Annotated in this window: 15 protein-coding genes and 1 pseudogene; 6 read left to right on the forward strand and 10 right to left on the reverse strand. The window is 72.6% G+C overall.

Annotated features, from left to right (window positions below; genetic code table 11):
* The first annotated feature begins 28 nt into the window (after positions 1 to 28).
* A complete protein-coding gene (locus CD790_RS01505) occupies positions 29 to 1,360 on the forward strand; it encodes an RDD family protein (protein WP_186318825.1) in 1,332 nt (443 codons plus the stop codon).
* 19 nt (positions 1,361 to 1,379) lie between these two features.
* Here the strand turns inward: CD790_RS01505 and CD790_RS01510 are convergent, their stop codons facing one another.
* Positions 1,380 to 2,000: an N-acetyltransferase gene (locus CD790_RS01510; protein WP_144381129.1), complete on the reverse strand. Its 621-nt coding sequence runs from the start codon at positions 1,998 to 2,000 to the stop codon at positions 1,380 to 1,382.
* Positions 2,001 to 2,204: 204 nt separating this feature from the next.
* On the opposite strand from CD790_RS01510, the gene CD790_RS01515 reads away from it, so the two are divergent.
* Positions 2,205 to 3,329 (forward strand): ADP-ribosylglycohydrolase family protein, encoded by a 1,125-nt coding sequence (locus CD790_RS01515; RefSeq protein WP_260867265.1) that lies wholly within the window; start codon positions 2,205 to 2,207, stop codon positions 3,327 to 3,329.
* Here CD790_RS01515 and CD790_RS01520 read toward each other — a convergent pair.
* The 5 genes from CD790_RS01520 to CD790_RS01540 all read right to left on the reverse strand — a co-directional run bounded on the left by CD790_RS01520 (position 3,314) and on the right by CD790_RS01540 (position 8,840).
* A complete protein-coding gene (locus CD790_RS01520) occupies positions 3,314 to 4,735 on the reverse strand; it encodes a glycosyltransferase 87 family protein (protein WP_260867266.1) in 1,422 nt (473 codons plus the stop codon). The two genes, CD790_RS01515 and CD790_RS01520, sit on opposite strands and share 16 nt — an antisense overlap.
* Positions 4,736 to 4,978: 243 nt before the next feature.
* Complete coding sequence (locus CD790_RS01525; protein WP_144381131.1) at positions 4,979 to 6,163, reverse strand: PLP-dependent aminotransferase family protein; 1,185 nt, start codon at positions 6,161 to 6,163, stop codon at positions 4,979 to 4,981.
* A gap of 297 nt (positions 6,164 to 6,460) precedes the next feature.
* On the reverse strand, positions 6,461 to 6,667 hold the full coding sequence (locus CD790_RS01530; protein ID WP_144381132.1) for a DUF397 domain-containing protein: 207 nt from the start codon (positions 6,665 to 6,667) through the stop codon (positions 6,461 to 6,463).
* A gap of 204 nt (positions 6,668 to 6,871) precedes the next feature.
* Entirely contained in the window at positions 6,872 to 7,735 is an 864-nt protein-coding gene (locus tag CD790_RS01535; protein WP_144381133.1) for a helix-turn-helix transcriptional regulator, read from the reverse strand.
* 367 nt (positions 7,736 to 8,102) lie between these two features.
* Positions 8,103 to 8,840, reverse strand: coding sequence for a GPP34 family phosphoprotein (locus CD790_RS01540; protein WP_144381134.1), 738 nt, complete (start codon positions 8,838 to 8,840; stop codon positions 8,103 to 8,105).
* 254 nt (positions 8,841 to 9,094) lie between these two features.
* Here CD790_RS01540 and CD790_RS01545 point away from each other — a divergent pair, with 254 nt between their 5' ends.
* Together CD790_RS01545 and CD790_RS01550 are read left to right on the forward strand one after the other, a co-directional pair.
* Positions 9,095 to 12,100: a D-alanyl-D-alanine carboxypeptidase family protein gene (locus CD790_RS01545; protein ID WP_260867267.1), complete on the forward strand. Its 3,006-nt coding sequence runs from the start codon at positions 9,095 to 9,097 to the stop codon at positions 12,098 to 12,100.
* A gap of 322 nt (positions 12,101 to 12,422) precedes the next feature.
* Complete coding sequence (locus CD790_RS01550) at positions 12,423 to 14,324, forward strand: MFS transporter (protein ID WP_144381135.1); 1,902 nt, start codon at positions 12,423 to 12,425, stop codon at positions 14,322 to 14,324.
* A 722-nt stretch (positions 14,325 to 15,046) separates the two neighbouring features.
* On the opposite strand, the gene CD790_RS01555 is transcribed toward CD790_RS01550, so the two are convergent.
* Positions 15,047 to 15,643: a CGNR zinc finger domain-containing protein gene (locus CD790_RS01555; RefSeq protein WP_144381136.1), complete on the reverse strand. Its 597-nt coding sequence runs from the start codon at positions 15,641 to 15,643 to the stop codon at positions 15,047 to 15,049.
* A gap of 157 nt (positions 15,644 to 15,800) precedes the next feature.
* Between CD790_RS01555 and CD790_RS01560 the strand changes: the two genes are divergently transcribed.
* The gene (locus tag CD790_RS01560; RefSeq protein ID WP_144381137.1) at positions 15,801 to 17,165 is read left to right on the forward strand and encodes an MFS transporter; all 1,365 of its coding nucleotides are present in this window, start codon (positions 15,801 to 15,803) and stop codon (positions 17,163 to 17,165) included.
* Here CD790_RS01560 and CD790_RS01565 read toward each other — a convergent pair.
* The 3 genes and pseudogenes from CD790_RS01565 to CD790_RS36750 form a co-directional block, all read right to left on the reverse strand.
* Entirely contained in the window at positions 17,146 to 17,544 is a 399-nt protein-coding gene (locus CD790_RS01565; RefSeq protein WP_144381138.1) for a hypothetical protein, read from the reverse strand. The two genes, CD790_RS01560 and CD790_RS01565, sit on opposite strands and share 20 nt — an antisense overlap.
* Before the next feature lie 135 nt (positions 17,545 to 17,679).
* Positions 17,680 to 19,509 carry an FAD-dependent oxidoreductase gene (locus CD790_RS01570; RefSeq protein ID WP_144381139.1) on the reverse strand — a complete coding sequence of 610 codons (1,830 nt, stop codon included), beginning with the start codon at positions 19,507 to 19,509 and terminating at the stop codon, positions 17,680 to 17,682.
* Positions 19,510 to 19,897: 388 nt separating this feature from the next.
* A pseudogene (locus tag CD790_RS36750) lies at positions 19,898 to 20,023 on the reverse strand (XRE family transcriptional regulator); the annotation flags it as partial.
* A gap of 214 nt (positions 20,024 to 20,237) precedes the next feature.
* Here CD790_RS36750 and CD790_RS01580 point away from each other — a divergent pair.
* The gene (locus tag CD790_RS01580) at positions 20,238 to 21,431 is read left to right on the forward strand and encodes a hypothetical protein (RefSeq protein ID WP_144381140.1); all 1,194 of its coding nucleotides are present in this window, start codon (positions 20,238 to 20,240) and stop codon (positions 21,429 to 21,431) included.
* The last annotated feature ends 309 nt before the right edge of the window (positions 21,432 to 21,740 follow it).

Below are 21,740 nucleotides of genomic sequence, written 5' to 3' on the forward strand. Positions count from 1 at the left end.
CATGGTGGAGGTGCGGGAGGTGATCGGTATGGCGATCCCGCGGGATCCGGGCGCGGACGCGCTGCGGGTGACCCCCCACTCCGTACGGCTGGCGGCCTTCGCCGCCGATGTGCTGTTCGTCCTCATGGCGGTGCTGGTGCCGGGGGTGATCGCGGCCGGAGGGCTGGTGTGGGGCACGGGCTGGGGAACGCTCGGGTTCCTCGCGATCTTCCTGTTGATCTTCGCGCTGGCGTTCATCAGCCTCCTCGCGACCGAGGTGTGGCTGACCGGCCAGACCGTGGGGAAGGCCATGCGGGGCCTGACGGTGCGCCGCCTGGACGGGGCCGCTCCGGCGCGCACCCCGGCCGGGCTGGGCTGGGCGACCGCGCGGCAGTCGGTCGGCTATCTGGTGGTCGACGTGTTCGGGCTCGGGACACTCGTCTCGCTGGGGAACCGGCGTCACCGGTGTCTGCACGACTACGCGTTCGGCAGCGAGGTGTTGGGCCGATGCCAGGCCGACGATCCCTCCCTGCCGCGGACGACGGCCGCCCGCCTGACGGACTTCAAGGAGCGCCTGGAGACGGCGTCCGAGGAGCTCAGGCAGAGATACGGCTGGCTGTTCTCCCTGTGGAGGTGGCAGGCCAGGATCGTCGCGGGGCTGATCACCCTGCTGTTGTTCGTCAAGACCGCCGTCACCGCGTCCTCGGCCGAGGGCCGCGAGAGGCGCCGCGACGCGAGGGAGGAGGGGGTCCAGGGCGCTCCGGCAGGCTGGAGCGACGCTCGCCTGGCCGCCGCCCCACGGGCCGCCGAGACGCCTCCGTCCGGCGGCCTGTCGACCGCCGCCACGGTAGGGCTGTTCGTGGGGACGGCCGCCGCCACGGCGGCAGTGGCCGCCGGGGTCGCTTTGGGCGCCGGGGGCGGCGGGGGTGGCGGGGGTGGCGGGGGTGGCGGTGACGGTCCGGACGCCGGCGGTGGCCAGGACACGCAGACCTCCGCGCCACCCCCGCCCACGACATCCGGCCAGGAGCCCTCGCTCGCCGGCGACTACGAGGACGAGACGGGTGGCTTCCAGCTCTTCGTCGCGCCGGCCGACGGCGGTGGCTACCACGTGACCTGGACGACGGTCGAGACCTTTGGTACCGATCCCTCGGGCTGCGAGCAGAATTCCGGCCCGGACACGGATCCGGCGGAGGCCGTCGTCACCGGCGAGGGGAGCCGGTACGAGGGGCGGGTCCTCTCGGTGTCCCTCTCCGGGGGCGGCGGAAGCTGCTTCTACCAGGCGCACGATGTGACGATCGAGGTCGTGGACCAGGACACGCTCCGGATGTGCGGTGGTGAGTCGACCACCGGAGACTGCCCGACCTACCGGCGCATGGAGTAGTCACGGCCGGCGACCGCCCTCACGCACCCGGCTTGCGCCACATCGCGGCGACCACCGGGCCGCCCTTCGGAACGGTGATCTCCCGCACCACCGTGAAGCCAAAACGCTCGTAGTAGGGGACGTTGGCCAGGTTGGTCGACTCCAGGTAGGCGGGCTGGTCCGCGCGGTCGCACCGGTCGAGTCGGGAGCGCAGCAGCGCGGTGCCGCCGCCCGTGCCGCGGAACCGCGGGTCGGGGTCGGTACCGATGATGGACAGGTACCAGTGCGGCTCGGCGGGGTGCGCGGCCGCCATGGCGTTCACGACGGTGATGGCTCGCGGGGTGCCGGTCCGCGAGGCCCAGACGTAGGGCGGCAGCGCCAGCAGCTCCCGCCAGAAGGGCTGCTTCCACTGACCGGGCGGGTCCCACAGCGTGCCTCCGACGATCCGGCCGCCGCCCTCGGGGGTGATGAATTCACTCGCTCCGTGACGCAAGTGCTGAAAGCGCAGCATCACGGAGAAGAGCCGGGGGAGGGCGCGACGCCGCCCGGCGGAATCCGGAAATATCCATGCCATGACCGGGTCTTCGTGAAACGCCCTGGCCAAAACCGCCGACAGTTCTCGTACTCGGCCCCCGTCGGCCACCGCGATTTCGTGTGCCATGGGGTCAGGCTACGTGGCGATTGCGGCGACTTCAGCGGAATGGGACGGTCCGTCACAGCCTGCCGCGATGACGTCTTTCACATTTCGAGCCAGACGGTAAGGGATCGTTCGCGGTCTATTACAGTGCAGAACGAGTTCGGGTCCGTACGTATGCCTACAGAAAGCCGAAGACAAGCTACGGAAAGCTACGAAAGGGGCAGGGCCGTGAACGCTTCCGTCGGCGCGGCCGCGGCCGCGTGGGGCCGGGCCGAACAACAGGACTTCCGCAGCCGGGTGCGCGGCTGTCTGCTCGGCGGCGCGATCGGCGACGCGCTGGGCGCGGGCATCGAGTTCGACTCGCTCGCCGAGATCCGGCGCCGGCACGGCTCCCCGGGCGTCACCGACTTCGTCCCGGCCTACGGCAGGCGGGGCACCGTCACCGACGACACGCAGATGTCCCTCTTCACCGTCGACGGTCTGATCCGCGCCCAGGTGCGGCGCGACACCGGCGCCTGGCACCCGCCCACCGACATCCACGCCGCCCACCGCCGCTGGTACGCCACCCAGCGCGACTGGGGCCCGGACGAGCGGAAGGACGACGACGGCTGGCTCGCCCGAGAGGAGTGGCTGTACGCGCAGCGGGCCCCCGGACGGGCCTGTCTGACGGGGCTGGCCGACGAGACCATGGGCACCCTGGAGCGGCCCAAGAACCCGGACTCCAAGGGGTGTGGCGCGGTCATGCGCTCGGCGCCCTTCGGGCTGCTGGTGGGGTGGGAGCCGCAACTCGTCTTCCAACTCGCGATCGAGTGCGCGGCCCAGACCCACGGCCACCCCACCGGCTATCTGTCGGCCGGCGCCTTCGCCCTGATCGTGCACGGCCTGGCCCGCGGCGAGACCCTCGACGGCTCCATCCAGCGCGCCCTGGTCCACCTGGCCACACGGCCCGACCACGAGGAGACCACGGACGCCCTCAAGCACGCGCTGGGCGCCGTGCGGCAGGGGCTGCCGACCGCCGAGCGGGTCGAGTCCCTCGGCGAGGGCTGGGTCGCCGAAGAAGCCCTGGCCATGGGGGTGTACTGCGCGCTGGTCGCCGAAGACGTGCGCCACGGGTTGCTGTTGGCCGTCAACCACGGCGGCGACAGCGACTCCACCGGCTCCATCTGCGGCAACCTGCTGGGCGCGCTGCACGGCGACACGGCGCTGCCGCCGGCGTGGGTGGCGGAGGTGGAGGGGCGTGCCACGGTGCTGCAACTGGCGGACGACTTCGCCATGGAGATGACCCAGGGGCCGTCCCTGCACGGCCCGGCGTCCTCCGCGCCCGCCTGGCTGGCCCGCTACCCGCGGGCGTAGGACGGCCGCCGGCGCGACACGCCCTCCGCGCGGGCGCGCGGTCCGCGCGGCCCGTACAGCCCGCGCGGCGCGACACTCGCGTCCGACGGGGTGCGCAGGGCCCGTACGGTCAGACAGCCGGCCACGGCGAGGAAGGCGACCCCCAGCAGGGGGTAGGCCGCGGTCAGCAGCACCTGGCCCGCGTCGAGACGCAGTTCGACGTGGCGGGGCACGACGTGCGGCGGGTACCAGATCGCGTACGAGCAGAGGAGCAGCCCGGTCAGCGCGGCCCCGCCGACCCACCGCGCGGTGCGTCGGCGGCGCGCCTCCGCGCATAGCAGCAGGGTCACGGGCACCGCCCACACCCAGTGGTGCGACCAGGAGACCGGGCTGACCAGCAGCGCGGTGATCGCGCACGCCAGTGCGGACCAGGCCGGGCCGTACGGCAACCGCTCGCCCGCGCGGTGGGCACCGACCGCGACGGCCATGCCCGCGCAGCCGACGAGGGCGGCGGCGAGGAGCCACCACAGGCCCGGGTCGACGGTGTGCAGGGCGCGGGCCAGAACGCCGCGGAGGTTCTGGTTGCCGGCCTCCTCGACGTCGCCCGGCCGGTCCGCGGAGAGCACCACGTCGGTCCAGAAGCGTCGCGAGTCGCGCGGCAGCACCAGGCCCGCCAGCGCCACGGTGGCGGCGAAGGCGGCCGTCGCCACCCCCGCCCGTCGTAGCTCCTCCCGCCCGGCGGGTCGCGCGTGCCGTAGCTCCTCCCGTGGCAGCTCCTCCCGGGGCCGCGGTGACCTCGAGAGGCGCGGTTCCCCGTGCCGTCGGCCCCATGTCCGGCGCCCCCGACGCGCCGCGAGCCCCGCCAGCGCCAGGAACACCACGAACAGCGCCGGGGTGAGCTTGATCCCGGTCGCGATCCCGATGCCCACGCCGGCCCAGCGATGGCCGGGCCGCCCGGTGAGGTCCCACAGCACCAGCACCGCGATCAGGAGATTGATCTGGCCGTACCGCAGGGTGGACCACACCGGCTCGCACCACACCGCGACGGCGGCCACCAGCAGCGCGGCCGCCGGCCGCGGCACCGGGAGGCGGTCGCCGACCAGCCGCAGCGACAACTGGGCCAGGACGGCCACCAGGGCGAGGTTGACCGCCGTCGCCAGCACCTTCACGACACCGACCGCCGGCAGGCTCAGCGGGGTGAACAGCAGGGCCGCGAAGGGCGGATAGGTGGTGGGCAGCTCATAGCGGGTGGCCCGCAGGTCGTACAGGTCCGCGCCGGTCCGCACCGCCCAGCCCTCCGCGCGGTAGACCATCAGGTCGACCATCGAGACCTGCGCGGCCCGTTGCGCCAGCCACAGGCCCGTGAAGGACAGCAGGCAGAAGACCACCGCCCAGAGGGTGGGGCGGCGGCGCGGGAGGGCTTTCACGGGGACTCCACCCTCCAGGGGGCGACACGGGGCGGTCCGCGCGGGCCGCCGGCATCCCGTGACCCGCCGACAGGGGAGCCTCGCCTCCCGGTCACCGGAAGGCGAGGCGGTGGCGAGCGGCAGGATAGCGCGGAATGATCCCGTTTTGCCCTTGAGTAAGCCCCTTCGTGTCTCTCTCCCGGGGTGCCTCTCAGCCCCTCCCGAAGCCGCCCTTCGAGGGAGGCCACACCCCGATGTCGCGGCTCAGACGCGCAGCGCCGCCGCCAGGCGGGTCAGCCCCTCCGAGATCTCCTCCGGGGTGTGCGTGACGAACGACAGGCGCAGCGCCGCCGGGTCCGGCTCGGTGGGGAAGAACGGCGCGCCCGGGACGTAGGCGACGTCGTGCCGTACCGCCGTGCGCAGCAGCTCCGTGGCGTCGTACCCGCGCGGCAGCGAGGCCCAGACGAACATGCCGCCTTCCGGCTCGTTCCACCGCGAACCCTCCGGCAGGGCGTCGGGCAGCCCGGCGAGCAGCGCGTCCCGACGCTCGCGGTAGGCGCCGCGGACCCGTTCGAGGTGGGCGTCCAGATCGGCGACGGTCAGATAGCGCGCCGCGGCCCGTTGGTCCACCGTCGAGGTGTGCAGGTCCGCGGCCTGCTTGGCGACGACGCAGGCGCGGCGCAGGGTTTCGGGGGCCCGCAGCCAGCCGAGCCGCAGCCCGGGAGCCATGATCTTGGAATAGCTGCCGAGCAGCACCGCGCGGTCGGCGACCCGCGGGTCCGCGGCGATCCAGGGCACCGGTGCGCCGGCGAAGCGCAGTTCGCCGTACGGGTCGTCCTCGACCAGCCACAGCCCCCGCCGCAGGGCCACCTCGGCGACCGCGCGGCGCCGCTCGGCGGGGAGGGTGCGCCCGGTGGGGTTCTGGAACGTGGGGATGGTGTAGAGCAGCTTCGGTCGCTCCCGCGCGGTCAGGTCCTCCAACGCCCACGGGTCGAGGCCCTGCTCGTCACAGGGCACCGGGATGACGCGCGCGCCGGCGAAGCCGAAGCACTGGAGCGCGGCGAGGTAGGTCGGGCTCTCCACCAGCACGGTGTCGCCGGGCTCCAACAGGGCCGCCGCCAGCAGTGTCAGGGCCTGCTGCGAGCCGGTGGTGACAAGGAGGTCGTCCGCCCCGGTGGGCAGGCCGCGGGAGGTCAACCGGGCGGCGGTGACGGCCCGTAGGCCGGGGTCGCCCTCGGTCGTGGAGTACTGCAAGGCCTCGCGCGGGCCGGCCGCGAGGACATGGCGGAAGGCGTCGGCGATGCCGTCCGCGTCGAAGAGCTCCGGGGCCGGCAGCCCACCGGCGAAGGAGATCACCTCGGGGCGTGCGGTGAGGGCGAGGATGTCACGTACCGGGGAACCGGCGACCGAGGTGGCGCGGGCGGCGAGATCGGGAACGGCGGTGCGCATGGTGCTCCTTCGCGGCTCGGATGGCCGCAGCCTACGGCGAAGGATTCACCATGCAACGACATCGTCCGGGATGTGGGCGCCGGAGGCCGAGCGGCGGAGCGGGGGGCGAAGGATCGAGGCGCGAACGGCCGCCGATCCGAGGGAGGGGAATTCCGGCCGGGGTGGGGTGGGAAATGCGGAACTCGGCACCCACCCCACCGGCGGGGCGGAAGAGCGCAGCAATGAGCCCCCTCGGCAGGGACGGCGGCCGGTCGAGAGGGCTCTGCGCGGTTGTCGCTAGGGAGACGACAGCGGGTATCAATCGATGTCGAAAGCCCCACGGTTGACGTCCGTCACGAATGCGGACCACGCCTCGGGGGCGAAGCCGAGCGCCGGCCCCTGCGGGTTCTTGGAGTCGCGCACGGCGATCTCAACCGCGGTGGGAGAGGCCACTTCCACGCACGCGCCGGTGGTCGAGTAAGAGGACTTGGTCCACATGCTCTGCTTTCCACGCTGAATAGCCACGTCAACTCCGATGCGTTCGAGGTGTTTCGTTGATGGTGTTCCGCCTCGGTTAAGGAGGCGTGATCGACACTACTCGGCGGCCTCGGATGGAGAATGGGATAGTCACTCGACCGGATGGCATATTCCATCGGCCTCTTCCGTGTGGCAGGCGCGGAGGTGTACTCTCCGGCCCCCCTCGGCAGTTCGGCACGTTATGGATCGGTTTTACCGGGCTTCCAGGTGCTGGCGCGCCGCCTCCAGGACGAACCGGCGGCTCTGCTCCACGTTCAACGCCTGGGCGCGCAGGTGCTCGTACATCATGCTGTAGCTCTGCACGTCGGTGAGCTTCTCCAGGTACAGGTCGCTGGTGACGCCTTCGAGGTAGACCACGCTGGTGTCGGACTCGTCGGAGAACTCCAGAATGGCGAACTGGCCGCTCATTCCCGGGTGCGCGCCCACGTCGTAGGGCAGCACCTGCACGGTCACATGCGGCTCGTGGCTCATCTGGACCAGGTGCTCCAGTTGTTCGGCCATGATGCGCGGGCTGCCGACCACGCGCCGCAGCGCCGCCTCGTCGACGACCGCCCACAGCCGCAGCGGATTGAGCGGGTCGCTGATCCGCTCCTGCCGCTTGAGCCGCACCTGAACGCGCTGGGAGATCTGTTCCTGAGCGGCTTCCGGCAGCACGCCGGTGACGGCCGCCTCCGCGTATCGCGGGGTCTGCAGCAGACCGGGCAATCCCTGTGGTTCATAGATCCGCAGTGATGCCGCGTCGTTCTCGAATCCGATGTAGACGCTGTACGGAACCTCGCCGAACGCATTCCACCAGCCTTGCTGGCGCGACTCCTTGGCCATTTGCATCAGGGAATCGACGAGGTGTTTGTCCTCGACCTTGTAGACCCGGCACAGGTCGCGCACATCGCGCTGACTGATGCTGCGACGGCCGTTCTCCAGTCTGCTGATTTTCGATTGGGAGACCATCAGCTCCTCGGCGACCTCTTCCGCCGTCATGCCCTTCTCCTGGCGGAGCCTGCGCAGTTCTTGACCCAACCGGCGTCGCCTGACGGTGGGGCCGACATTGGACGTCACGGGACGTGCACCTCCGGCTTCGTACTGCTGCCTTCTGCTGGTCAGCAGCCTGCCACCAACGGTCGTGAGCGCGCTGGGAAACGGCCCCACAGAGTGTTCGCCGGGTGCGTTGCTGACGGCCGTAACGAAGCAGGACGTACGAAAGCGGGCACCGTACGCACGCGTGCGCGCGGGGCGGTGGATCGGCCGTCGTCCGGGGCGGCCGGTCCACCACCCCGCGCGCTGACAGCGGCTCCCGTACCGGGTCGGTGGCGACTGTGTCGCGGTCGGGTCGCGGTGGAGCGGATTACTGCCGATTGCTTCGAACTGCTGGTACTGCCGTGCCGATGGCCGTGCCGACGACCCGCGACGCCCTGGGGACGGCGTGCTAACGGGCCCCCACGCGGGCCATGCTCCCGCGGCGGGACGGCTGGGCCGGAACTCCGGCCGTGGCACGCACCGCCGGCTGTCGCGCCGTGGCCGGCGCGCGCCTCGGCTGAGCCGCGACACCGTTCTGCACGTCCATCACGGCGTGCGCCACGAGCCCGCCCATCGGGTCATGCCGGATCAGGTCCCGGAGCCGGGAGCGCGAGGAACGCCCCTCGTTCCCGGGGTAGAGGTGCTTGCCGAGCCCGACCGCGTGGGCCAGGGCGGCGAGTGCCGCGGTCCGCGGGTCCGGCGGCACGCCGGTGCGGATCGCGCTGTCCAGCCGGGTCCTGATCTCCCGGCTGATGGCCGTGTCGGTCGCCTGATAGCGAGTCGTCGGCAGAACTCCGCACATCTGGCCCGCCACGGCATGCACCATGCCGCACCGCTCCAGATGTGTGAGGTAGGTCTGACGCAGCCCCAGCCGGGGCCCGCCGATCCAGTGGACCGCCCGCACCGGGCTGCCACGACGACGCAGCAACTCAAGCGCGGAGTCCAGTGTCGGATCTCCAGTCGGCCGTGGCAGCACCACGGCGATACGATCCCCGTCAGGGGCTATCCGTCCTGCCAGAGCCAGCTCCACTAGCTGCGCCCCGGCAAGACCGAGGTCGAGCGACTGCGGCTGCGCCGTGGTGCCCGTGGCCGGGTCCAAGGCGAGCAGCAGAAGCTCCTCCGGAATTGTTCTGCGGCTCCTGCCCATCCATGCCTCCCCGCGTGGATGAATGACAGGGTGACCCCTCTCACATTGGTCTGTCGAGAGTGCGTGGGGGGTTCGGGTGGGAACCAGCAGGTATGTCGTTCTCGTCTAGCAGGGCGGCGGTGCCCCGGGTGTGCTGTGAATGCGCACCGGTTCGGTAACGACAGCCCCGCTGCGCTGACGCGTAGTGGGGACGCTGGACACTTGATAGAACGCTGCGTGAAATTGCCGTGCCATGAGGCGGCGGGAATCGCCGCGTGACGAGTTTCAAGGAGGTATCGGTGGCGGGCGAGTCCCCCGACACGTCGGAGCAGCAGAAGTCGTCGGGGGAGGCGACTCAGGGCGAACGCGACCCGCGGCTCGCCGTCGCGCGTGAGCGCGGCGCGGCGACCCGCGCCACCGGTGCCGCGGACGGTGCGGCCGGCACCGGCGCGGCAGACGCCGGTGACGACGCGACAGGCGCCGGTGAAGGCGCGGCAGACGCCGGCGAGCCCCCGGTCGACCGCGCGACCGCGGTGCTCAGGACCCTGCGTACGGACGAGGGCGCGACCACGCGTGACGGTTCGCCGGCGGGCGACGGCTCGCCCGTGGGCGGATCGGGCGGCGCGGCCGAAGCGAGCGGCAAGGCCGCCGCGGAGGATGTTCGCGAGCGTGAAGGCGAGGTGGCCGAGCGTGCGGTGGCCCAGCCGGACGGAAAGCCGGACGGCGCCGGCGACGACGTGGAGCCGCTGCCGGTGCGCCCCGGAGGCCGGGGCGGCGACACGGCCAAGGCCGCGTCCGAGGCCGCGAGCCCGGACGCTTCCGCCTCCAGCGGCCGCGCGGGCGTCTCCGCGACGGTCGAGGGCGGCGACGCGCGCCTTCGGGCGGCCGTCGCGGCCTGGGTCTCCAGCGCCAACGAGCCCGCCGACGCCGACACCGCGGGCTCTGCTTCCGACGCTGATTCCGACGCCGCCGCACGCGACGCCGACGCACACGCGGGCAGGACCGCGACGGGCCGCGCCGGCACCGCGGACCGCGCGGAGAACGCGAAGGACTCCGCCGCGCCCCGCGCGGGCGCGGGTTCCGCCGCGACCGGCGACGCGGACGCGGCCAAGGGCACGGAGCGGGGCGCCGACGAGGCAGACAAGAAGGACGCCGAGCAGGCGTCGGCCCGGCGGGTCGACCAGCCGACGGCGTTCTTCGGCGCACTCCGCCAGAAGTCGCCCGACACCGCCGCCGACGCCGCGGCCGACCGCGCGGGCGCGTCCGCCGCCGGCGGCGGCGAGCAGCCCACGACCTCGCGATCGGCCGCCGCTTCCGCTCCCGCCCCCTCCGGTTCTCCCGCCTCCTCCGGCGGCGTCGACCGGGCCACCGCCGTGTTCGGCACCCTGCGAGCCAGGGGCGCCGACGCGGACGCCGACGCGGCGACGAGCGCGGATAAGAAGGAGAGCGCGAGCGCCGGGGGCGTCACCGACCGTAAGGGCGCCGGCACGGATGCCCCGGGCTCCGCCGGCGCGGGCGCCGGCAAGGCGACCGGTCGGCCCGCCGACCAGCCGACCACCGCGTTCCGGGCGCCGCAGGCTCCCGCGGCCGGTTCGGGCAGGGGCGTCGAGGCCGGCAAGGCCGCGGAAGCCGGTCGGGCCGCCGGTGCGGCCGCGTCCGCCGGGGCCGGTGCCGCCGCGGGAACCGGTGCGCCCGCCGCGCCGGGTGGCAAGCCCAGCACCTTCGTGCCGCTGAGGTCCGCCGACGCCCCGGCGCCCGCGCGGCAGGCACCCGCCAAGCCGGCGGCCGCCCGCTCCACCGAGGCCACGCCGGACACGGCGGCCAAGGCGACCGCGCCCGCGAAGCCGACCACACCGGCGAAGCCGGCCGCGCCCGCGAAGCCCGGGGCGGGCAAGGGCGCCCCGGCGCCGCTGCCCGACTTCGAGCGGACCAAGCAGCAGCCGCTGCCGCCCACGCCGGGCGTCGGCGAGCCGGCGCCGCTGGATCTGCTGGCGCAGCTCACGAACACCCCGCCGCCCCCGGAGACGCCCACCCGCACCATTGTGCGGCGGATCAAGATCTGGACCCCGCTGGTCATCCTGCTGGCGATCGTCTTCGTCACCGTGCAGGCGATGCGCCCGCTGCCGACTCCGCAGCTGAAGATCGCCAAGGACTCGGCGGCGTTCACCTTCCAGGGCACGCCGTTCGCCATGCCCTGGCCGGAGGAGGGCCAGGCGGCCGCGGAGGTCCAGGGCGCGGGCATGGTGGGCACCTTCGGCGAGCAGAAGCCGGTGCCGATCGCCAGTGTCACCAAGGTGATGACGGCGTACGTCATCCTCCAGAACCACCCGCTCAAGGCGGACAAGCCCGGCCCGAAGATCGAGGTCGACGCCCAGGCGGGCGACGAGTCGGACGCCACGGACGAGTCCCGGGTCGCCGTCAGCGCGGGGCAGGAGTACAGCCAGCGGCAGATGCTGGAGATGTTGATGATCCCGTCCGGGAACAACATCGCCCGGCTGCTGGCCCGGTGGGACGCCGGCTCCGAGAAGGCGTTCGTCAAGAAGATGAACGACACCGCCAAGAAGCTGGGCATGAAGAACACCGTCTACACCGACCCCAGCGGTCTGTCGGCCACCACCAAGAGCACCGCGGTTGACCAGCTCAAGCTGGCCAAGGAGGTCATGAAGGACCGGACCTTCCGACAGGTCGTGCGCACGGAGAACATCCGGATCCCCGGCCTCAACGACCCGGTCACCAAGGACCGGATCTTCAACAACAACTCCCTGGTGACCACGGAGCCCGGCACCGCCGGCATCAAGACCGGTTCCAGCTCGGCCGCCGGCGGCGCGCTGATGTGGGCCGCCTACAAGACGGTCGGCGGCAAGGACCAGCTGATCCTCGGCGTCACCCTCGACCAGCGCAACCACAACAGCAAGGACCCGAACGCCCACCTGGCCGTGGTCCTGGCCAAGGTCCAGAAGCAGATCTCGGCGACGCGCGGCGCGCTCGTCACGGACACCCTGGTGAAGAAGGGCCAGGTGGTGGGCTATGTCGAGGACGGCCTCGGCGGCCGTACCCCGGTGGTGGCCACCAAGGACCTCAAGGGCGTCGGCTGGGCCGGCCACAAGGTCACGTTCTCCCTCGCCGCGGGCGGGCGGTCGCTGCCGCACACGGCCAAGGCGGGCACCGTCGTGGGCGAGCTGACCGCGGGCGGCGGGCCGGGCAGCGCGAGCGTGCCGGTGGCCCTCAAGAGTGATCTGTCCGAGCCGTCTTTCGGAACGAAGCTGACCAGGGTCGGCTGAGCCGTGCCGGGTCCGTCCGTTCCGCGTTGAGCCCAGCGGTGTGCAGCCGCGCGGCGTTGAGACGTACCACGGTGCGACTCAACGCCGCGCGGCTGTGTGGCGTCCTTCCCTTCACACGAAACACGCGTCTTATGCCTCCCTCACCTCTTTCACCTCCGTCGCCACCCCGGTCGCGTTCTCCCGAGGGCGCGCCCGCGCGGCGCCGCGTGCTAGCGTCGCCAGCGCCTCCGCGCGTGCTCCGCCCCGCCGCGGCGGAACCGGAGCGAACCGGGACAACGTGGATGCGTGGGGGAGATCTCGGGGGTAGACGGGGAGTGCCGCAGTGACGACCGTGGATCCGACGCGGGCCCAGGAGAGCGATAGCGACAAGCGTGGCGCCGCCGCGCGAATACGGGTACCCGGGCCGCGCCGGCCGGAGGCCGACGACTCGACTCCCACCGCCGCCGACGCCGGGGACGCACCCCAGCGCGCCGGCCGTGCGGGGCTGCTCCGGCGCGTAGTCTTCCATCCCGTGCCCGCCGCATTGATCCTCGCAGCGCTGCTGCACCTGCTGTGGGTCGCGCTGCTCGCCAACAGCGGCGGTGACCTGGCGGCGCAGGACGCCTGGGCGGAGTTCGCGCTCCAGCACCCGGACTCGGCGTACAACCTCGCCTGGTACGGCGGCATGCACCCCGTCTCCTACAGCATCATCTCGCCGTATCTGATGGCCGTCCTCGGCGTTCGTACGACGATGATGATCGCGGGCACCATCTCGGCGGGTCTGCTGGCGCTGCTGATGGTGCGCAGCCCGGTGCGCCGGCCGATGTGGCCCACGCTCTACGGGACCTTCGCGCTGATCTGCAACGCGATCTCGGGCCGGGTGACCTTCGGGCTGGGCGCGATGTTCGGCCTCGGGGCCATCGCCGTGATCTTCGCGTGGCCCACCAGGTGGCGCTCGCAGAGGTACACGCACAAGATACTTCGGGCCCTGTTGGCCGCCGTGCTGGCGGCGCTGTCGACCATGTCCAGCCCGGTGGCGGGCCTGTTCGTGGGCGTGGTGGCGGCGGCGCTGTGGCTGTCCAAGCGGCGCCCCGCCGCGTACGCGCTGGGCGTCACCCCGGCGCTGGTGGTCGGCCTGTCGTCCTGGCTGTTCCCGTTCTCGGGCACGCAGCCGATGGGCTTCGCGTCGACGATACTTCCGGTGCTCACCGGCGTCGCGGTGTTCACGCTGGTGCCCAAGGGCTGGCAGACGGTCCGGGTGGGTGGCGCGCTCTACGTCGTGGGCACCCTTCTCACCTGGCTGATCCCCTCCCAGATCGGTACCAACATCACCCGGCTCGGGATGATCTTCGGTGGCGTGGTGCTGGTCGCCGCGCTCCCCTACTACCGCAGGCCCGCCCGCGCGGAGCTGCGCACCACGGTGAACGGCCGCAAGTGGCTCGCGCTGGTGCTGGCGGTGGTCGGTGTGACCACCTGGCAGCTGGTGAAGACCATCGACGACATCATCCACACCACGCCCGCCGCGGCCTGGAACCGGGAGCTGGCGCCGCTGATCGACCAGCTGGACCGGGTCGACGCGGATCGCGGTCGGGTCGAGGTGGTCCCGGTACGCAGCCACCGCGAGTCCTCCGCGCTCGACGACTACGTGAACCTCGCGCGGGGCTGGAACCGCCAGGCCGACCTGAAGCGGAACCCGATCTTCTACGACGATGAGGACGCCCCGCTCACGGCCGCCAGCTACCGGGCGTGGCTGGGCCGCATGGCGGTGCACTACGTCGTGCTGCCCGCGGACGAGCCGGACACGGCGGCCAGGAAGGAGACCGAGCTCATCGCGGGCGGGCTGCCGTACCTCGACGAGGTCTGGTCCGACGCCAACTGGAAGCTCTTCAAGGTCGCCAATCCGACACCGATCGCCGACCCGCCGGCGACCGTGCGGCGTGCCGGTGCTGAGGAGCTGGTCATCTCGGTCGAGTCGCCGGGACCGGTGCTCATCCGCATGCAGTACTCGCCGTGGCTGGCCCTGGTCGACGAAGACGGCGACCGGATCAAGCCGCCCAGCAGTGAGGGCGACGCCCCGCTCGTCAACCGCAACGGCTGTCTGACCCGACAGGTCCAGGAGGCCGAGGAGGGGCAGCCGGAGGACGAGTGGACCGTGCTGCACGCCCCGCGCCCCGGCATCTACCGCATCGGCGCCCCCTACGAGCTGCCGCGCGGCACGCCCTGCCCGGACGGGCTGGTGGAGTAGCCGGCGCCTGGTGACATCCCGACCCGCGCGGTCGCGATCTCGGCCCCCCTCGGGCCGTCATCGCGGCCGCGCGGTCGCGTGGTGCGGGCGTGCCGCGGCGGCGGCCGTGGCTGTGCCCGCGGCGCCCGGCCGGCGCGAGGTCGGCGCGGGGTCGGCCACCCTGGGACGGGGTGACGGGCTTCGCGTGGACGGTGGCGCCCGGTGGGGTGGCGGTGGCGTCCCGCGCGGCGGCGCGCATCCGTGCGACGCGTGACGACGCTCCCCGCGCGGCGGCGCGCATCCGTGCGACGCGTGACGACGCTCCCCGCGCGGCGGCGCGCATCCGTGCGACGCGTGACGACGCTCCCCGCGCGAGCGAGCCGACGGCGCTCCCCGTGCGAGCGAGCTGAGTGGGCTCGCGGGTCCGGGCGTAGCCCGCCGCTACGGGCCGGGACCGCGGCTCCGGGGGGCCGGGGCTATGGCGGGGGCTCGGGGCTCCGGGGGTGCCCGTGGTGCCCGTGGTGCGCGGGCCGGCGACGCGCGCGCGTGCGGGCGGGGCGTCGCGCGGACGCTGGCGGGTGGGGCGTCGCGCGGACGCTGGCGGGTGGGTGTGGGGCCGTCGGGCGGGTGCCCACGCGGTGTCGACGTGCGCGGTCGCGAGTGGGCGCGTACGGCGGGCCCGGCGGCCTTGTCGGTACACCGCCGGCCGGGGCCGGGACGCCCCGCCCGTGGGCATCCCGCCGCTAAGGGCGTACCTCCGTGGTCGCGGCGCGCGTGGACGCCGGCGGGGTGTCGGCGCCGGCGGCAGCTGCCTGCTTGGCCGCGTGCTTGCGGGCCTTGGTGCGGTTACCGCACACCCGCATGGAGCACCAGCGGCGGCTGCGATTTTTGGACACGTCCCAGAACGCCCAGGCGCAGCTGTGCTCGGCACAGCGCTTGAGGCGATGGGCCTCGCCGGTGGCGATCAGCTCGGCCCAGGCGATGGCGAGTCGGGCCAGGGCCTGTCGCGCCGGCGGCAGCTGGGGGACGGGCGCGGAGGCGCCGCCGCCCACCGTCACCAGGACGGGAAGCTCACGCAGCGCGGCGTCGGCCGCCGCCAGGACGGCCGCGTCCGCGCCGTCCCCGACATGGGTCCCGAGCTCCTCGCGGATCCCGGCGCGCAGCCGCAGGCACAGTTCGTGGTCCTCGGCGCCGACCCGGCGGTGGCGATCGGTGAGCCCGCGCTCCCACAGCCAGTCCGCGAGCTGTGCGGGCGTGGAGAGGTCGTCGGTCCCCTCTTCCACGTCGACGGTGTTGGCGAACGCCTCGACCAGCAGGGCCGAGGCCGGGGCCTCCAGCATGGCCACCTCCTCGGCCCCAGCCTACCGCCCTTGGCTAACCAGTCATTCGTTTTGCCGGTAGCGCTGGCGGGGGGTGTCGTGTCAGACTCACCTCTGCGCGCCTTAACCGGTAAAAGTCGATAGCTGGTTATCGATGGACGAGGGGAACCGACGCTCGATGAGTGACCACGCGCCGCGCCCGCCGCGGGCGTCCGCCCGCCGCAACGCCGCTGTACTGCTGCTCTTCACCGCGGTCACCAACCTCGCGGACGGCGTCACCAAGATCGCCCTGCCGCTGCTGGCCGCCCGTGCCTCCGGCTCGCCGGCCCAGGTGACGGCGGTCTCGCTGGCGTTGACGCTGCCCTGGCTGCTGGTCGCGCTCCATGTCGGTGTGCTCGTCGACCGGTTCGACCGGAGGCGGCTGCTGTGGCTGGCCGACGGCATGCGGCTGTCGGCGATCGGGGTGCTGCTCCATGCCGCGGCGACCGGGCGGCCGGGCATCTGGACGCTGTGTGGGGCGGCGGTCGTACTCGGTGTCGCCGAGGTCATCGCCCTCACCGCGGCCGCCGCGCTGGTCCCCGCACTGGTGCCGGAGGACGGGCGGGAGCGGGCCAACGCGTGGCTGGCGGGGGCCGAGACGGTCTGCAACGAGTTCTGCGGCCCGTTCGTCGGCGGTCTTCTGCTGGCCGCGGGCGCGGGGGTCGCGCTCGGTGCGACCTGGGTGGCCTACCTCGCCGCCTCGCTCGTCCTGCTGTTGCTGACCGGCCGCTTCCGCGCGGCGCGCGGCACGGTCGAGTCGGGGGTGGAGACCGGTGGCGAAGCCGAGGTCACGACCGGGACCGCGGCCGGATCCGTGGCGGTGACGGGGACCGCGACCGTGCATCGTCAGATCGTCGAGGGGCTGCGCTATCTGTGGCGGCAGCGGCTGCTGCGCACGATGTCGCTCATCCTCACCGCGCTGTGTGCCTGTTGGGGCGCCTGGTTGGCGCTGATGCCGCTGTACGCCACCGAGACCATGGCGCTGAGCTCGCACGAGTACGGCATGCTGCTCAGCGCGCTCGGGGTGGGTGGGCTGGTGGGGGCGGTCGCCGTCACACGCATCAACCGCTTCTTCGGCCGTCGTCGGGTGATGTTCGCCGACCTTGTGGGCACCTTCGCGATGATGGCCGTGCCCGCCGTGACCACCGAACTGTGGGCCGTCGCGGCGGCGGCCTTCGCGGGCGGCCTGGGCGGCACCCTCTGGTCGGTCAACGCCCGAACGATCAGCCAGCGGATCGTCCCCGACGTCATGCTCGGCCGCTGCAACGCGGTGGGACGCCTGTTCAGCTGGGGGGCCATGCCGGTGGGCGCGGGGCTGGTGGGGCTGCTGGCCCAAGGGCTCGGCGCGCGGGTGGCGTTCCTCGCCTTCGCCGCCCTGGTGGCCGTCTCCGTCGTGCCGTTTCTGCGGGTCATGACGCCGGCCGAGCTCGACGGTGGTCGAGCCCGGCCGGCGGGGGACGGTGTGCGGGGCGTACCGAGCGCGGTCAGCGCACCGCCACGGTGAAGGCGGCGGAGTAGGTGGAGCCGCTCGCCATGCGCAGCTCGTTCTTGCCCTTGGCGCCGAGCTTGACGCGCAGGCTGTAGGCGCCGCTCTTGTTGACCACGGTGCTCGCCGGCAGGGTGACCCACTTGCCGCGCTGCTTCTGCTGGAGGGAGACCTTGCTGCCCGCCTTGATGCCGGTGGTCTTGCCGGTCACCCGGAACTCCTGCCAGGCGCGCACGATGTCCACCGACGACTTGGCGGTGATCGTCGTCTTGGCCTGCGGCTTGGCCGGGGCGGTCTTGACCGGGGCCGAAGTGGCCGCCATCGCGGTGGCGGCACCGCCGGTGAGGAGGGCGGCGGCGAGGGTGGCGGCGACGGCCAGGCGGTGCGTGCGCTTCATGGTGGTTCCTCCCGTGTCAGCACGTTTAACCGAACTTCGCCCTGATAGATGGGGACACATGAGGATGGGTTGCCTGGTGTGGCACGGGTTTTTCGAGCGCCTCCGGTGCTTTGCCGGGCCTTTGCCTGCGGGCGCTCAGCCGAGGTCGAAGGCGTTCGGCAGCCCCAGGCGGAAGCGGGTCTCGTCATGTCGCTTGAGCCCGGCCAGCTCCGGGGGCTGGAACAGGGTCTGGACGGTGCAGGGCGTGGCGCCGGACCCGTCGGCCTTCAGCAGCGCGTTGGCCGCCGCGCGGCCCGTCTCGTTGGCGCCCTCCATGGTGGCCAGGTCCATGTCGTTGACCACGTAGTCGCCGGCGAGGAAGAGGTTGGGGACGGCGGTGTGCGCGGTGGGGCGGTTGTGCAGGGTGCCCGCCGGGTGGACCAGCAACTGCTCGTCATTGGTCGGGCGCGGCCCACCGAGGCCCTCCACGGCCGGGTCCATGAACCAGGAGTGGATCAGGTCGTCGCGCAGCACCGCGCGGCCGCTGTCGTTCAGCGCGGCCTTGATCTGCGCCCAGACCTCCTTGACGATCTCCTCCTTGGTGCACTGCTTGGCCGTCTTCCCGTACAGGATCCCGGGCTGGTCCCACTCCGAGACGATGGTCGAGAAGCAGTCGGCCGCCGTGCCGTCGCCGTAGTCGGCGGCGAAGTCGCGGCCGGGCCACATCTGCGCCTGACTGATGGAGGTGATCGCCCAGGGGGAGTCCAGGTAGTTGACGTGCCCGTGCACGATCGGGGTGCGCTCGCGCAGATAGAACTGGACGCCGGTCATCCAGTCCGTCATCAGCGCGTCGCAGCGGCCCAACTGCGGGTCCGCGGCGCGTAGTCGCGGCCCCCAGGTCCCCCGGGCGTGCTCCACCGGCAGGGCGCTCACGTAGTAGTCGGCGGTGACCGTGCGGCGGGTGCCGGTCGCGGCGTCCTCGACGACCGCGCCGGTGATCTGCCCACTCTCGTAGCGCAGTTCGCGCAGGGGTGAGCCGGTCTCGAAGCGCACACCGTGCGCGCGCAGGTAGCGCAGCCAGGGGTCGATCCACGCCTCGTTGGTCGGAGCGTTGAGCACCCGGTCGGGCTCGCCGTCGTTGCCGCGGCCGAGGAAGGAGAAGAGGAACGCCTCGAAGATGTGCGCCACCGTGTGGGTGCTGGCTTCCTCCGCCTTGGTGGCCACGATGTTGCGGGTCAGCCCGATGGCCAGCAGCCGTTGGTAGTCGGCCGACATCCGCTCGGCCTTGATGTACTCCCACCAGCGGGTCCGCTCCCACTGCTCGACGCGACGCCGCTCGCTGCTGGTCAGGTAGACGAGCAGTCGCTGGGCGAAGTAGACGACCTCGGAGGCGGGCAGTCGGAGCGTGGTGTCCAGCAGTCCGGTGAGCATCTGGAGCAGGGCGTCGGGGGTGAGCCGGGAGGGCGGAGCCTCCACCGAGCGGAAGGGGAGCCGCAGGTCCGGGCGGCCGCCCGAGCGCGCGAAGAGCTCCTCGGCCACGTCGACGAGGTTGTCCTTGCAGCCGTTGCGGTTCCCGGGGAAGGGAATGCGGCTCAGCGTCTCGGGGAGGTTCAGGTAGAAGCCGGGGAAGAACCGGAAGCCGTGCTCGCCGGGGAGCGGGAGGCGCCCGCCGCGCCCGGTGCCGGGCACATCCATGCTGCGCGCCTTGCCGCCGAGAGCGCTCTTGCGCTCGTAGACGGTGACCCGGTAGCCGCGCTCGGCCAGTTCATGGGCCGCGGTCAGCCCGGCGGTGCCGGCCCCGAAGATCGCCACCGTACGCGGGGACCGGCCCGCGCGGGGGGTGGCGGCCGTGGCCCGGGGCGCGGAGAGCGGTACCTGGGCGGCGGTCGCGACCACCCCTGCCGCTCCTGCCGTTGCGAGAAAGCTCCGCCGACTCCTCGCGTCGTCGCGGTCGGTGTGTTCGTGGTTGCCTGCGGTGATGGCCATGGAGCCCCCTGGTGCCCGTTGAGACGGTCGCGTTGGTCATGTCCATGAAGCGCGGCGAAGTGTAGGAGCGCCGCCGTCAAGGAGGAAGGAGTGAAGCGAAAGCCGTTGCGGGGAAGGCCGGGACGGAAGCCGTCCGAGGGGTCGGGGCTCGGGGATCGGGCTCGGCGTGCGGAAGGAGTCCGAGGGTCGGTTCGGGGGCCGGGAGGCTGTCGGGGGGAGTGAGGTCGCGGAGCAGCCGAGGGCCTTAAACCTAGATTCGAACGTACCGTCCAGCGTTTCTCCAGCAGGCGGTGGATGTCCTCCTAGCGGTGGCGGGTGCGCCGCTCCAACACCACCGACGTGTCGTCCGACGCGGCCCCCGGTGTCCCGTCCGCCGCCAGCTCCGCCCGGTCCGTCGGTGCGCCATCACCCGGTAGGTCGGCCCTCCGGCCTCCTGACGCAACTTGCGCGGCTCGTAGGCGAAGCGCTGAACCGGACCCGCGCTCGGATCCACCGGCCTCTCACGGCGGCCCACCCGTTCTCCCCTTTTGTCCCTCACTTGTTGCCCTGCTCCCCCTCGCACCCCCGGCCACCAGCGCTTTCGTCATTGTTCAGTGCTTCGGAAGACGGCTGCTGAACAACCGTACAGCCGCTGGAATGGCGGAGCGGTCGCGCCGCAGCGCCCCCGCGGGGAGGAGCGCACGGGCCCGTCCGCTGACGTCTACGTGAAAGGCAGCAACGTGAAAAAGATGATCCGTACCCGCGGGGTCCGCGGTGCCATGGCGGCGTGTGCCGCGTTGACGCTGGCCGCGAGCGCGGCGCCGGCGTTCGCGACCGCGGCCCCGTCCACTCCGTCCGGGGCCTCGCCGCACGCCTCCGGGTGGAGCGAGTCGAAGGTGACGCCGGGCAACGCCACGCTCAGCGCCACCACCCGGCCTGACGCGCACACCACGTGGGTGGCGGGCATGCGGTTCGTCCCCAAGGGGGAGAACGACTTCGTGTTCGCGCCCACCTTGTGGGAGCGCGACGAACGGAAGGGCCCCGGCTGGAAGCAGGTGCGGACCGCGCCCATGCCCCTGTCCTACGACGTCCGGTTCAACGACGTCGACGCCTCCTCGCCGCGCAACGCCGTGCTGGGCGGCGACTACACCGACCAAGCCGGCGGCGTGGTGACCCAGCTCTGGAACGGCAAGGCGTGGAAGTCCGCTGTCGCTCTGGTGCCCCGGGGGACCATCAACGGCGGGATCCTCTCCGTCGGCACCCGCGCTCCCGGCGACGCCTGGGGAGTGGGCTGGGCGCAGGTCGGCCCCCGTCAAGACGGGATGATCTGGCACTGGGACGGCACCCGCTGGAAGGCGCAGAAGCTGCCGGACATCGGTGAGGGGGACAAGGGCGGCTGGGGACTGGACGGCGTCGCCGTGCTTGCCGACGACGACGTGTGGGCCGTGGGCAGCACGGGCTTCCCCGAGCCCGAGAAGCCGGTGCTGCTGCACTACGACGGCAAGAGCTGGAGCAAGGTCGCCGTTCCCGGCGTCGGTGCCGCGCGCGCAGGGCTGAAAACGGTCGCCGCCGGACCGGACGGTCAGGTGTGGGCCGTGGGTAAGAGCCAAGCTCCTGACGGCTCCTCACGGGCGCTGGCGCTGCGCTACGACGGCAAGAAGTGGACCAACGTCCCGCTGCCGAAGGGGACCAGGGGACTTGCATCGGTCACCATCAGCCAGGGTGACCCCGTCGTCCTGGTGGCAAAGACGAAGCACGCCGGCAGCACCGTGCTCCGCCGCACCGGCGGAAAGTGGGTGCCCATGAACCTCCCGGGTGGTGCCGAGCGGTTCGGCGGGGACGACATCACGGCCTCGGGCCGGACCATCGACATCCCCGGCAATCACCCGGCCAAGGGCTCGCAGTGGGTGGGGCCCGGCTCGGTGCTGACCGCGCGCCGGTAACCGCGCGCGAGAGGGGGATGGGCCGATGGAGGCCCATCCCCTTCCGTCGATCCCGGGCAACCTGGGGACGGTCCGGCAGGTCCTCACCGGACGCATAGCCGGATCGCAGGCAGAGGCTCGGTCACGCGATCCGCCTCACCACATAGGACACGGTCTTAGGGGGCTGGCGGGAGAGTCGGCGGTGGAAAGGAGCCGGTGACCTCGGAGGGTCGGCGGTTGAAGGGAGCCGGTGACCTCGGAGGGGCGGCGGTCGAAGGGAACCGGTGACCTCGAAGAGCCGTCTGGGGAGGTCGGCCAACCGAGGGAAGG

This window comes from Streptomyces sp. SAJ15, assembly GCF_007595705.1.
GTDB lineage: Bacteria > Actinomycetota > Actinomycetes > Streptomycetales > Streptomycetaceae > Streptomyces.

Bases quoted from the DNA above. Each gene is read 5' to 3' on its own strand.
- CD790_RS01505 (WP_186318825.1), top strand. From the start codon at position 29: ATGGCGATCCCGCGGGATCCGGGCGCGGACGCGCTGCGGGTGACCCCC.
- CD790_RS01510 (WP_144381129.1), bottom strand. From the start codon at position 2,000: ATGGCACACGAAATCGCGGTGGCCGACGGGGGCCGAGTACGAGAACTG.
- CD790_RS01525 (WP_144381131.1), bottom strand. From the start codon at position 6,163: ATGCGCACCGCCGTTCCCGATCTCGCCGCCCGCGCCACCTCGGTCGCC.
- CD790_RS01540 (WP_144381134.1), bottom strand. From the start codon at position 8,840: ATGGGCAGGAGCCGCAGAACAATTCCGGAGGAGCTTCTGCTGCTCGCC.
- CD790_RS01555 (WP_144381136.1), bottom strand. From the start codon at position 15,643: ATGCTGGAGGCCCCGGCCTCGGCCCTGCTGGTCGAGGCGTTCGCCAAC.
- CD790_RS01560 (WP_144381137.1), top strand. From the start codon at position 15,801: ATGAGTGACCACGCGCCGCGCCCGCCGCGGGCGTCCGCCCGCCGCAAC.
- CD790_RS01565 (WP_144381138.1), bottom strand. From the start codon at position 17,544: ATGAAGCGCACGCACCGCCTGGCCGTCGCCGCCACCCTCGCCGCCGCC.
- CD790_RS01570 (WP_144381139.1), bottom strand. From the start codon at position 19,509: ATGGCCATCACCGCAGGCAACCACGAACACACCGACCGCGACGACGCG.
- CD790_RS01580 (WP_144381140.1), top strand. From the start codon at position 20,238: ATGATCCGTACCCGCGGGGTCCGCGGTGCCATGGCGGCGTGTGCCGCG.